The organism is Pedobacter sandarakinus, assembly GCF_026240095.1.
Classification (GTDB): domain Bacteria; phylum Bacteroidota; class Bacteroidia; order Sphingobacteriales; family Sphingobacteriaceae; genus Pedobacter; species Pedobacter sandarakinus.
Map to the genome: position 1 here is coordinate 30111 of NZ_JAPIVG010000001.1, position 12505 is coordinate 42615.

General features: G+C 38.2%; 10 protein-coding genes. 7 read left to right on the forward strand and 3 right to left on the reverse strand.

What is annotated here, in order from left to right:
• The first annotated feature begins 26 nt into the window (after positions 1-26).
• Both OQ268_RS00140 and OQ268_RS00145 read left to right on the forward strand, forming a co-directional pair.
• Positions 27-887 carry a UbiA-like polyprenyltransferase gene (locus OQ268_RS00140; protein WP_265854028.1) on the forward strand — a complete coding sequence of 287 codons (861 nt, stop codon included), beginning with the start codon at positions 27-29 and terminating at the stop codon, positions 885-887.
• Between the two features lie 76 nt (positions 888-963).
• Positions 964-2670: a M3 family oligoendopeptidase gene (locus OQ268_RS00145; RefSeq protein WP_265854029.1), complete on the forward strand. Its 1707-nt coding sequence runs from the start codon at positions 964-966 to the stop codon at positions 2668-2670.
• Between the two features lie 233 nt (positions 2671-2903).
• Here OQ268_RS00145 and OQ268_RS00150 read toward each other — a convergent pair whose 3' ends face one another.
• Positions 2904-4127: an MFS transporter gene (locus tag OQ268_RS00150; RefSeq protein WP_265854030.1), complete on the reverse strand. Its 1224-nt coding sequence runs from the start codon at positions 4125-4127 to the stop codon at positions 2904-2906.
• A gap of 263 nt (positions 4128-4390) precedes the next feature.
• Here OQ268_RS00150 and OQ268_RS00155 point away from each other — a divergent pair, with 263 nt between their 5' ends.
• On the forward strand, positions 4391-6337 hold the full coding sequence (locus OQ268_RS00155) for an amino acid permease (protein ID WP_265854031.1): 1947 nt from the start codon (positions 4391-4393) through the stop codon (positions 6335-6337).
• A 290-nt stretch (positions 6338-6627) separates the two neighbouring features.
• Here OQ268_RS00155 and OQ268_RS00160 read toward each other — a convergent pair whose 3' ends face one another.
• The gene (locus OQ268_RS00160; RefSeq protein WP_265854032.1) at positions 6628-6780 is read right to left on the reverse strand and encodes a hypothetical protein; all 153 of its coding nucleotides are present in this window, start codon (positions 6778-6780) and stop codon (positions 6628-6630) included.
• A gap of 5 nt (positions 6781-6785) precedes the next feature.
• Positions 6786-8744, reverse strand: a complete 1959-nt coding sequence (locus tag OQ268_RS00165) for a KUP/HAK/KT family potassium transporter (RefSeq protein ID WP_265854033.1) — start codon at positions 8742-8744, stop codon at positions 6786-6788.
• Positions 8745-8978: 234 nt separating this feature from the next.
• Between OQ268_RS00165 and OQ268_RS00170 the strand changes: the two genes are divergently transcribed.
• The 4 genes from OQ268_RS00170 (at position 8979) to bcp (ending at position 12464) form a co-directional block, all read left to right on the forward strand.
• The gene (locus OQ268_RS00170) at positions 8979-9458 is read left to right on the forward strand and encodes a T9SS type A sorting domain-containing protein (RefSeq protein ID WP_265854034.1); all 480 of its coding nucleotides are present in this window, start codon (positions 8979-8981) and stop codon (positions 9456-9458) included.
• A gap of 73 nt (positions 9459-9531) precedes the next feature.
• Positions 9532-10143: a fumarylacetoacetate hydrolase family protein gene (locus OQ268_RS00175; protein ID WP_265854035.1), complete on the forward strand. Its 612-nt coding sequence runs from the start codon at positions 9532-9534 to the stop codon at positions 10141-10143.
• A gap of 3 nt (positions 10144-10146) precedes the next feature.
• Positions 10147-11880 carry a M23 family metallopeptidase gene (locus OQ268_RS00180; RefSeq protein WP_265854036.1) on the forward strand — a complete coding sequence of 578 codons (1734 nt, stop codon included), beginning with the start codon at positions 10147-10149 and terminating at the stop codon, positions 11878-11880.
• 119 nt (positions 11881-11999) lie between these two features.
• Positions 12000-12464 carry a thioredoxin-dependent thiol peroxidase gene (bcp, locus tag OQ268_RS00185; RefSeq protein ID WP_265854037.1) on the forward strand — a complete coding sequence of 155 codons (465 nt, stop codon included), beginning with the start codon at positions 12000-12002 and terminating at the stop codon, positions 12462-12464.
• Positions 12465-12505 lie beyond the last annotated feature (41 nt).

Consider the following 12505-nt stretch of genomic DNA (forward strand, 5'->3'; position numbering starts at 1 on the left):
GATCTCGCATTTTCGTATATAAATAAATGAAAAAATACTTTTCACTCGTCTTGTTTGCGCATTCGGTATTTGCATTACCTTTCGCTATGATTGGTTTTTTCCTGGGTGTTACTACTACCGAGAACCCTTTCTCCTGGTATAAGCTAATATTAGTTTTGCTCTGTATGGTTTTTGCACGTAACGCTGCAATGGCCTTTAACCGATACCTAGACCGAAATATAGATGCGAAAAACCCACGTACCCAACAGCGGGATATTCCTGCGGGAAAAGTTTCTGCAAGAGAGGCACTAACTTTCGTGATAGCCAATTGTATTTTTTTCGCTGTTACCACTTATTTCATTAATTCTTTGTGTTTATACCTCTCCCCTGTTGCATTATTTGTTGTTCTGTTTTACAGCTACACTAAAAGATTTACTGCATTGTGCCACTTGGTTTTAGGATTAGGTCTTGCTTTAGCTCCTATTGGCGCCTATATTGCTGTTACAGGTAAGTTTGCATTAGTTCCGGTATTATACTCATTAACTGTTTTATTTTGGGTGAGTGGTTTTGATATTATCTATGCTTTACAGGATGAAGATTTTGACCGACAAGAAAAATTACATTCTATACCCGCTGCAATTGGCATTAAGAATGCACTCCGTGTTTCTGTTGTATTGCATATCTTATCTGCTGCTTGCGTAATTGCGCCTGTGTTTTTTAACTCATTTGGCTGGGTGTATTACGTTGGAATTGTTTTTTTCTGCTCGATGTTGATTTATCAGCACCTGTTAGTAAAGCCGAACGATATTAGCAAAGTAAACAGGGCTTTTCAAACACTAAATGGGTATGCATCGGTGGTGTTCGCCATTTGCTTTCTTATCGACGCATACCTTAAAACCAAATACTAAAATTTATGCTAGACTCAATCAATGCTTTTAGCGTTATTCTGCACTAGCCATCAACACAACTCAAATTACACCGTTTATGATTTTAGATAAAAAGACAAGAACATACATTCCACAACATTTAAGCATCACATGGGAAACATTGGAACCTATTTTTGCTGAATTGCAGCATCGTGAAATTAACACTGAACATGAGCTGGAACAATGGTTAAAAGATCGCTCGGAATTGGAAGCTGCTTTAGAAGAAGATTTTGCCTGGCGATACATTAAAATGAGTTGTGATACCGCAAATGAGGAGTTGGTGAAAAACTTCCAGTATTTCGCTGAAGAAATTGAGCCAAAAATCTCGCCCCTATCTAACGAGCTAAATAAAAAGTTTGTAGATAGTCCTTTTATGGACGATCTGGATAAGGATAAGTTCTTCGTTTACAGTAGAGCTATCAAAAAAGCTTTGGAAATCTATCGGGAAGAAAACATCGAGTTATTTACCCAATTACAGGTTAAACAACAGAAATACCAAGGCATTACAGGTGCAATGAGCGTAGAATTGAATGGCCAGGAATATACGCTCGAACAAGCATCAATTTTTATAAAAGATTTAAATCGCGAAGTGCGTGAAAATGCGTGGAAAACCATACAACAACGTCGCTTAATTGATAAGGATGATTTAAATATCCTATTCGACGAGTTAATAAAACTGCGCAATCAGGTAGCCTTAAATGCGGGTTTCGAAAACTACCGGGATTACATGTTCCAGGCGCTAGGACGTTTTGATTATACGCCACAGGATTGTTATGATTTTGCCAATGCCATAGAGAAGGAAATTGTACCCATCTTAAGGGCCCAGGCCGAAAAACGCCGGGAGGCACTAAACTTGGAGACGTTAAAACCCTGGGATCTGGAAGTGAGTGTTAGCGGCAAACCTGCTTTAAAACCTTTTAATAATGGAGCTGAGCTTATTGATAAAACCATTGCATGTTTCAACGCAATAGATGAAACATTAGGGGAACGATTAGCCACTATGAAAGCAAACCAGCTTTTCGATGTAGAAAGTAGAAAAGGCAAGGCTCCGGGTGGCTATAATTATCCATTGGCAGAAACTGGTGCACCGTTTATATTTATGAACTCAGCCAACTCGCTTAGAGACCTTACCACAATGGTTCACGAAGGTGGTCACGCGATCCATACTTTTTTAACGGCTAATTTAACCCTGAACGACTTCAAGCATTGTCCATCGGAAGTTGCTGAATTGGCGTCGATGAGTATGGAGTTAATTTCTATGGACAACTGGGATGTATACTTCGACAATGAAGAAGATTTAATCCGGGCGAAAAAAGAGCAATTGGCAGATGTGCTTAAAACGCTACCGTGGGTAGCTGTTATAGATCAGTTTCAACATTGGATTTATACCAATCCTAACCACACAGCTGCCGATAGAGAAGAAACATTTAAACAGATTTATAATCGCTTTGGAGCTGGTTTTGCAGATTGGGAAGGACTAGACCAACAATTTGGAAATGTTTGGCAGAAACAACTGCACCTATTCGAAGTTCCATTTTACTATATTGAATATGCCATTGCTCAACTCGGCGCCATAGCCGTTTGGAAAAATTATAAAGAGCATCCCCAGGAAGCGCTTCAACAATATTTGGCAGCCTTATCTTTAGGCTACACCAAACCCATCAACGAAGTTTACGAAACAGCAGGCATTAAATTCGATTTTAGTGCAGACTATGTAAAGGAGTTAGCTGCCTTTGTAAAGGTTGAATTAGAAAAATTAGGATAGGTTCCGCATTTAAAGTAAAACTCATTTCATCTAAAAAGTTGCAGCATAACACTGCAACTTTTTAGTTTATAAGCTGAATAGAACCTGATCAAATCTCCAGGCAATGAATGGGGCTTACAACACCGATTTTGTACCTCAGTTGTTAAATAGGTTTCTATTGCTAAAATACGCTCTTTGATGCAGCATTATGATTTCAAAAAATCTGCACATTAGGCTATCAAATTAGCATGCAGTTAAACATCTAACTCGTTCTTCTTCCTGGTTTTCATAATCAAGAACATGACCAACAAAGAAAGCATAATCATAACCAAATAACTAAAGCTTAAATTTCTTTCATCTTTTGCTGGGATGAAATTCACAATACCGTAGCTTAAAAATGAAACGATTACGTAGGTAATTCCACCAGTTAAACCGCCCGCAATTCCTGCATTTTTAGGAAATTTACTTAAACAAAAAGTAAAGTAATTGTTGAATGTGAAACCAGCGCCAATGTGAATAACAAAAGCAAAAAAAATCAGCGAATACAAATTCGATATAAAATTCAAGCTTATAATCATTAACGTAACAAAAAGAAGTTGTAGCAATGCGTTAATCATCAACCTGCTAAAAAAGGGCTTATTAATAGTTGCTTTACCAATGAAACCACCAACCATCCAGGCAAAGCCTAAAACCAACGAGCTGTAGCCAGCAACCACAGGTGAATATTTCAATCCATGTTCAATAATAAACGGTCCGGTCATGTTGTAAACCATTACCATGCAGTATGCTAAACCCAACATCACAATACCTAAAGTAAAACTCGTGGTTTTAATCATGTGGATATAAATATTTGTTATTTTCTTCAGTTCAAAATCGGTGAAGTACCTTAGGGTTTCACCACTAAAAACAAATTCCAGGATGGCAAAAACAATTGCGAAGCCAGCAAGAAAATAAAAGTTAGATTCCCAGCCAAAAGCAGCCTGCAAATATCCTCCAACAAATGGCGCTATTATAGGCCCGGTTGACCAAATGATGGAAAACAAACTCAGATAGTGTTTTAGTTTATCGCCCGAAAACAAATCTACAAAATAGGCTCGTTTTGCCACAACAATTGCTCCTACTGATAATCCATGAATAATCCTCATGAAATAAATCAGATATATGTTGTGCGTAACAGCTATTATTATACTGGCAAAAGCAAATACCAATAAACTATATAAACCGATCTTATAGCGACCAAAACTATCTAATATGCTACCAACGAAAAGTTGCGCCACACCATAGCTTATCAGAAAGATACTTAAAGTTAGCTGAACCTGAACATTGCTTACATCCATTGCACCAGCCATGGTGGGTAAAGAAGGAATATAAATATCTGTTGCAAAACCAGATAGCGGAATCAATGCAAATGCCAGGATAGTTGCAATGCCTTGATACCTTTCTTTAATATATGTTTGTTGCGTTGGGGAAGATATCATTTCGATTTTGGGTTGGCATATTCGCCACTTTATGAAAGCTGCAAAAATAGCATTTTGCCTCTCTCCGAATAGTTTGCATTCTAAATAAACACAAACAGATTACAATCGTTAAGCTATTTTACTTTCACTTTAGATTTTAATGCTAAAAGCGATGCATCAGTTCAGGTTTGTTTTGCGAATTGAGTTGACTACGAAATTAATATCAGGCTTTAAACGTTTTTAACCGATATTTTTTTAAGTTTGAGGAATACAACCAGCAAAAGATGTTCGAGAAACTATTTAGAAAGAAATCGATTTCAAAAATATTAAAAGATGCAGCAAGTGGCTACGGAGATCATGAAAACACACTCCATAAAACGCTAGGCGTACGAGACTTAACCGCTTTTGGAATTGCGGCGATTATCGGTGCCGGCATCTTTAGTACCATTGGCAAAGCCAGTGCAGATGGTGGGCCAGCGGTAATTTTTTTATTCATCTTTACAGCTGTGGCTTGTAGTTTTGCTGCTTTTGCTTACGCTGAATTTGCGTCGATGGTGCCAGTTTCGGGAAGCGCTTATACTTACTCTTATGTCGCGTTCGGAGAACTTGTAGCTTGGATCATTGGTTGGTCGTTAATTATGGAATATTCCATTGGCAATATAACCGTTGCTATTTCGTGGTCTGATTATTTTACAGGGCTTCTATCTACCATAAAAATACCTTTCCTTGGCATTAATGGCATCCACGTACCTGATTGGGCTACGATGGATTATTTAAGCGCCTATAATGGCCACAAGATTGCAGAGGCATTGCTGGCAGCTGGCAAAAACCTTTCTAACTTAGATGCTGCCACAGCACTTGCAAACAACGCTTGGCTTACCGCACCTCAAATCGGTGGTTTCCACTTAGTAGCAGATCTTCCGGCTTTAGGTATTATCATCCTTATTACCTGGCTAATCTACCGCGGGATGAAAGAAAGTAGGAATGCAAGCAACGCAATGGTAGTGGTAAAATTAGCCGTAATTATGCTGGTATTGGCAGTAGGGATTTTCTATGTAGATACAAAAAACTGGCATCCATTTGCACCAAATGGTGTTTCTGGTGTACTCAAGGGTGTTTCGGCTGTATTTTTCGCGTACATAGGTTTCGATGCGATTTCCACTACAGCCGAGGAGTGTAAAAATCCGCAAAGAGACTTACCTCGCGGGATGATGTGGGCGATTATAATTTGTACCATCCTATATGTTGCGATTGCATTGGTTTTAACCGGAATTGTAAAGTCGGATACCTTAGCCGTTGGCGATCCATTAGCGTTTGTATTTGATCAGATCGACTTAAAATTAATGAGCGGGATTATCGCAGTAAGTGCTGTTTTTGCAATGGCAAGCGTACTTTTGGTATTTCAGATGGGGCAACCACGGATTTGGATGAGTATGAGTCGCGATGGCTTGCTCCCTAAATCTTTCTCTAAAATTCACCCAAAATATAAAACACCTTCGTTTGCAACAATTGTGGTTGGTTTCGTAGTAGCGGTTCCATCCCTTTTCATGAACTTAACTATCGTAACCGATCTTTGTTCCATTGGCACCCTGTTTGCATTTGTGTTGGTTTGCGCCGGCGTACTTGTGCTACAAAACCGCCCAGATGTGCAACGTGGTAAATTCAAAATACCTTACGTAAACAGCAAGTTTATTGTTCCATTGGCGCTAATTACCGCTATTACCTTTGCTTTCTTACAATATGAAAAAGAAACAAAAGCTTTCTTTCTTAATTCACCGAAAACAATAACCACAGTTAACTTTGTTACCTCCTTAAATGGCGAAGAACTTCAGATTGTAAAAGAAGAAATTGTTAAAAATGCTGCCCCACAGATTATGCTGGCAGATAAAGTTGATGCCGAATCTTACTTAAGCGCTCTACCTGCCGACCGTTACGAGCAGTTTATGGCTACCTCGAAGGTATCTGTAGAAAAGAAATATGAAAGTGGTTGGAGCCTTTTTAAACACAAGATTCCCATGTGGATTTTTCTGGTGATCTGCTTAGTGATCTCCTATTATTGCATCACAAAAAATTTATCGCTTATTCCGGTTTTAGGTTTAATTAGTTGCCTTTATATGATGTGTGAGCTAGGCATATCTAACTGGATTGGTTTTGGGATATGGTTGATGATTGGCCTGGTTGTTTACTTCGCCTATGGGTACAAAAATAGTAAGTTGGCAATAGAAGGCTAGCGCTTATACAGGATTCCTTATTGCTAAATTAGAAAAAAGGTAACAGATGCCGCATCAGCGATAGAATTAGCGTGCTAAACAAAAAATTAATTTTGTCAATTCTTCAGCTATCGTTCACATTACATTCTTCCCTCGCCCGTTGAAGTTACTTGAAGCCCTTCGACCAGTTGAGGTCGATCATCGCCAAAATTTGATTCGATTTAGTTGTAAAAAGATTACCGCTACCAACGCCTCGATTTGCTTGCTCGAAACCTATTCAATTCGGTAATTTAACTAATTGCTAAACCAGTCTACTTCTTCTTGATAAAGGCTAAAGCAGTAATCATTACCAAACCCAAAGCAGAGGCAATCATATAACTATTGGCATGGTCTAGGCCATAAATTTTAGCTGCAGGCCCGGCAATAAACAAACAAATGCCTAATATTAAAATTGCAAATCTCATATTCCTTAAACTGGTAATCGGTGTAACTCAATATCATCTGGAGTTACAAAAATAAGCGGCACTTTTTCCACGTCGACATAGCTGCTATCTAAACCAAAACTGCGCTCTTCTGACAAACTCAGCTTTTTAAGGATAAAATAGTAATCCATAATTGTTCGCTCATAAAGGCTTAGCTTGGTAAATTTAGAGAGGTGTTTTTCTAGCAACACAAAGCGGAAATCACCAGCAATTTTATGCTTATTTAAGGATGTATACTGACTTGTAATATCAATTTCACCATTCTTCACTAACTCCTCTACTACCTTCCGGTATAGCAAATTAACACGTTGCTCTACCCTGAATCCTAATCTGAAATCGATCCTTATTAGCTTTCCTGGAATTAAAAACTCTACTTTATAGTCCAATGTATATGGCTCGTCCATTACGTCAACATGCACTAACCAATATACATCAGCACGTTTTGGTTCTTTCTGTATAATGGAATAGATAATTTTCGATTCTATCTCTGTTTTAAAATTTGCACTTGTTAAATAAACCAATTGCGACGAGTACTTTGGTACGCTTTCATCGCTGCTTAACTCACTTAGAATTTGGTAGTAATCTTCAATTTCTACGTATTTAACAAAACGATTCTTAATTTTTCTGGCTACAAACCAGCTCCACATAATGGTAAACAATAACGAGCCGATTAAAACCGTTACCCAGCCACCGTGCAAAAATTTAGTTAAATTACTGATGAGGAAAGTACCCTCTATAATTACATAAGTGATGAAAAAAGTAGCGATAAGGTATCTTGGAAATCGCCTGCTCCGTAAGTAAAAACTCACTAGAATGGTAGTCATCAGCATGGCTATAGTTATAGATAACCCATAGGCCGCATCCATACTTTCAGATTTTCTGAAGAGCAAAACAATACCACAACAGCCTATCCACAGCATCCAATTGATAGACGGAACATATAACTGCCCCTTTGTTACAGATGGATAAATAATTTTGATTTTCGGCCATAAGTTTAACCGAACAGCCTCAGATATGAGCGTAAATGAACCACTTATTAAAGCCTGACTCGCTATTACAGCAGCCATTGTTGCCAGAATAACCATTGGTACCTGAAAATGATCTGGCACAATCATAAAGAATGGATTCATCTTTGCGCCTGGCACATAGCTATTGCTATTATGTAAAATCCAAACACCTTGACCAAGATAATTTAAAATCAAGGTTAACTTCACAAAAATCCAGCTAATCCTAATGTTATTTCTGCCACAATGCCCTAAGTCAGAGTAAAGGGCCTCGGCTCCAGTAGTACATAAAAATACCCCGCCCAAAATAAGAAATGCAAGCTTATTCGTGATCAACAAATGGATGGCCCAATATGGATTGAATGCGCTTAAGATGCTCAAATCTTTCACAACAAAAGACATCCCCAGGATACCTAATACTGCAAACCAAACAAACATTACCGGCCCAAACAACTTTCCTACCAGATTGGTTCCAAATTGTTGAATGATGAATAAGATCGTTAGTATAATAAGTACAATCGGAATCACCTGGATATCGAACTTTCTTGTTAATCCTTCAATCGCTGAAGTTACGGTGATACTAGGCGTGATAATGCCATCGGCAAGTAATGCACAACCCCCAACTACTGCAGGTAGAACCAGCCACTTAGCCTTCTTCCTTACTAACGAAAACAACGAAAAAATTCCACCTTCACCCTTGTTATCGGCTCGAAGCGTGATAATAACATATTTAATGGTGGTCTGAAGTGTTAAGGTCCAGATGATGCAAGAAAGAACACCTAAAACATTGGTTGGATTAATATCTTGTTTACCGCCAAGAATTGTGGTGAAAATAGCATTAAGCGTATACAGAGGAGATGTTCCAATATCACCAAACACAATACCCAAACTAATAAGAACTCCGCCGGCTGTTAACGCATTGACATTTTTATGATTTGACATGTCATTTATTTTTTTAGTGCGGCAAAAGTAAACTAACTATAACAAATTAACAACCAAATTATTGTGTATTTTTAACACTATGAAAAACAAAATTTATTGTTAAATTGTGTTAAATTATAACAGATGAACAAAATGTTTAATTTCTTTGTTTTTAATTAATACATTTGTTGTACCAATTTGATGAAACTCTACACTAGGATAACGTTGCTCACAAAAATCATTTGCACAGTGTGCATGGTTTTATTGTGCAGTTTAAATTCCTGGTCGCAGCAAACTGATAGTATCCATATCAGTTTAAAAAACAGAACCAAAAAGAACATTAAAACACCAGAAATCAAGGCCAATATTACGCCTTACCGTCCACTATTCGGCACGCTAGCTTATTCTGGAATGTTCAATACCTATTCTGGTACTGCGAAAAGCCCTTCTGTTTCGGCAAATAAAGATCGTTTGCTAACCATTGTCAAAATTTATCCCAACCCGGTTGAAGACCAACTGAACATCATTTTATCGATTGGCAAAGATGGTACACTAACTACTATCAAAATCATCGACCTGTTGGGTAATGAGGTAGTAACTTTGGCTAACGAACGCTTAAACGCTGGCGAACAAACTAAAACGTTTAATATTCCCAGCCGCCTAAATGCAGGCATATACTTTTTACGTGTAATGGCTGGTTCAGAAAGTCAGGTAAAAAGAATCTCAGTTTTATAACATCAATTTCTTTTCTATTTTTGGAAAGCTGTGGGTGTAGCCCACATTTCTTATTGTACCATAAATATCACTCATGAAAATCATAGCCATTGGCCGTAATTATGCCGAACATGCAAAGGAACTGAATAATCCAGTTCCAACCACCCCTGTAATATTCATGAAGCCCGATACGGCAATACTAAAAGATAACAAAGCATTTTATTTGCCCGAATTTTCTAACGACATACACTACGAGCTGGAAGTGGTATTGAAAATTTGTAAAGAAGGCAAACATATTGCCGAGAAATTCGCCGCTAATTATTACGATGAAATCGGCCTTGGCATTGATTTCACGGCACGAGATATTCAAAGCAAACACAAAGAGAAAGGATTACCTTGGGAGCTTGCCAAAGGATTCGATCACTCTGCTCCGATCAGTATTTTTTACCCTAAAAGTGATTTCGACAATTTGTACGATTTAAATTTCGAACTTCAGGTAAATGGAAAAACACGGCAAAATGGCTATACTAAAGACCTCCTGTTCTCGTTCGAGAAGATAATAAGCTTTGTTTCGCAATACATCACCCTTAAAAAAGGAGATTTAATATTTACCGGAACACCAGAAGGTGTAGGAAAAACCAATCGAGGCGATAAATTAGAAGCCTGGCTTAACGGCAAACAACTTTTAAATTTTGAAGTAAAATAACGAATGATTAACAAGCAGATTACCATTAAGATTAAATATTTCACGCTCTTTTTTTTAATTGTTTCAACTCAAGTTTCACAGGCTCAACAAATTTTTAGCACAAATAAATATCCCCTTACCGATTTCAGGCAGCCATTAGATATTATGCCTCCTGCCTTGGCGGGCTCCTTTGGCGAGATTCGCGGCAATCATTTCCATTCGGGCATCGACTTTAGGACCAACCAGCGAGAAGGCTACCCTGTTTACGCTGTTGCCGATGGCTACATTTCCAGGCTTAGGGTGCAGAACAGTGGATTTGGTCAGGCCCTTTACATCAATCATCCAAATGGCTTCACTACCGTATATGGCCACCTGCAACGCTTTTCTCCAAAGATTGCAACCATCGTCAAAAACCTTGAATACGAAAAGAAATCGTTTGAAATTGATGAATTTCCCGATGCAGCACTAATCCCGGTACGTAAAGGCGAAATAATTGCATGGTCTGGGAATCGAGGTAGTTCTGGTGGACCACATCTACATTTCGAAATCAGAGACACCAAAACCGAGGAAACCATAAACCCTCAATTTTTCGGCATAAATATTCCTGATAATATTCCCCCGATCATCCACGGGTTATATGTTTACAAACTTAATGGTAAAACTTTTAATGAAAGTACTACCAAGCAAGCCATTGCAATTTCAGGTGGCAATGGCAAATATAAAGTTGCACAGCCAGTTAGCCTAACAGGCGAAGTTGGCTTTGGAATTGTAACAACAGATAGACACAACGGCTTATCTGGAACAAATGGTGTGTACTCCATCCAATTAGAAGTTGATGGAAAAATGGTCTACACCTCTGCCCTCGAGCGTTTTGCATTCGAAAATAGCAAAGCCATTAATGCTCATATCGATTATCCAACTTATCTTAATACCAAAAGAAGTATCCAAAAAAGCTTTGTTGAGCCTGGTAACCCGCTGAATATTTATTCTGGCTTAATTAACCGTGGAAGGCTTACTTTTAACGATGGGGCAACTCATCAACTGCGGTATTTGGTAACAGATGCCAAAGGAAACACTTCTAGCTTATCATTTGAAGTAAAAGCAGGATTAGCACAACCAACGCCAATTGTTGTGCCAAGTGGAACCGTCTATGCATACGGAAAACCGAACGAATTTAACGCAGACGGTGTTAGGGTATTATTTCCGCAGGGAACATTATACAGCGACTTAAATTTTACCTATAAGAAGTTGCCAAAACCAGCTGGCAATGCCTATTCTGCTGTTCATCAAATTCATAACAGGTTTACGCCGCTCCACGTGGGTTTCGATTTGTGGATCAAAGCCGATGAACTACCCGAGCAATTACAGAATAAAGCAATAATTGTTAGTACTACAGGTTCTGCTCAAGGTGGCTATTATGAAAATGGTTTTGTTAAAGCAAATCCAAGAAGTTTCGGTAGCTTCTACATCAGTACTGATACATTAGCCCCACGCATTTCACCAATAAACATCATTGATGGGAAAAATATGGCGGGCCTACCAAGAATGAATTTTAAGATAAGCGATAACCTATCAGGAATAAAAAGTTTCAACGGTTATATAGATGGTGAGTGGATACTAATGGAGTTTGATACAAAAACTGCCACACTTTGGCATAGTTTTGATGAACGCACTAAAGCTGGAAAACATAGTTTCGAGTTGGTAGTGGCAGACATGAAAGACAATATTAGGCGCTATACAATTTCATTCTACAGGTAACAATCTTTTATTTCATCCCGCAGTAGTATTTTAGTAATGTAATCTTTTCAGGTTTATAGAACCTGTTAATGATTCATGTGTTTAAATTGGTCTACGCATAAACATAATTTAATAAGAACATGGCAACTTTAAAAGAAGGTGATTTAGCACCGGAAATTGTTTCTAAAGACCAGGACGGCAAACACATATCATTGGCCGACTTTAAAGGGAAAACAGTAGTCTTGTATTTTTATCCAAAAGACGATACCCCAGGATGTACAGCTGAGGCTTGCGATTTTAGAGATAATTATCAAGGCTTGATTGCAAAGGGCATTGAGGTTTTAGGTGTGAGTACTGATGATGAGAAATCGCATCAAAAGTTCATCACAAAACATAGCCTCCCTTTTATTTTGCTGGCAGATACCGACCAAAAAATAGTAAATGACTATGGTGTTTGGGCAGAGAAAAACATGTATGGGAAAAAATACATGGGAACCGTTCGCAGCACTTTTATTATCGATGGCGAGGGCAAGATAGCACACATTATTAAAAAAGTAGATACAAAAAATGCCACGCAGCAGGTGCTCGATTTAATCAATAACTAATTATGATATAGCAGTTAAAATATTAACTTTGCTATGTAACA

What these genes read in the sequence shown, in the direction of transcription:
- OQ268_RS00140 (WP_265854028.1), top strand. Translation starts at nt 27, where the DNA reads ATGAAAAAATACTTTTCACTCGTCTTGTTTGCGCATTCGGTATTTGCA.
- OQ268_RS00145 (WP_265854029.1), top strand. Translation starts at nt 964, where the DNA reads ATGATTTTAGATAAAAAGACAAGAACATACATTCCACAACATTTAAGC.
- OQ268_RS00150 (WP_265854030.1), bottom strand. Translation starts at nt 4,127, where the DNA reads ATGATATCTTCCCCAACGCAACAAACATATATTAAAGAAAGGTATCAA.
- OQ268_RS00155 (WP_265854031.1), top strand. Translation starts at nt 4,391, where the DNA reads ATGTTCGAGAAACTATTTAGAAAGAAATCGATTTCAAAAATATTAAAA.
- OQ268_RS00160 (WP_265854032.1), bottom strand. Translation starts at nt 6,780, where the DNA reads ATGAGATTTGCAATTTTAATATTAGGCATTTGTTTGTTTATTGCCGGG.
- OQ268_RS00165 (WP_265854033.1), bottom strand. Translation starts at nt 8,744, where the DNA reads ATGTCAAATCATAAAAATGTCAATGCGTTAACAGCCGGCGGAGTTCTT.
- OQ268_RS00170 (WP_265854034.1), top strand. Translation starts at nt 8,979, where the DNA reads ATGGTTTTATTGTGCAGTTTAAATTCCTGGTCGCAGCAAACTGATAGT.
- OQ268_RS00175 (WP_265854035.1), top strand. Translation starts at nt 9,532, where the DNA reads ATGAAAATCATAGCCATTGGCCGTAATTATGCCGAACATGCAAAGGAA.
- OQ268_RS00180 (WP_265854036.1), top strand. Translation starts at nt 10,147, where the DNA reads ATGATTAACAAGCAGATTACCATTAAGATTAAATATTTCACGCTCTTT.
- bcp (WP_265854037.1), top strand. Translation starts at nt 12,000, where the DNA reads ATGGCAACTTTAAAAGAAGGTGATTTAGCACCGGAAATTGTTTCTAAA.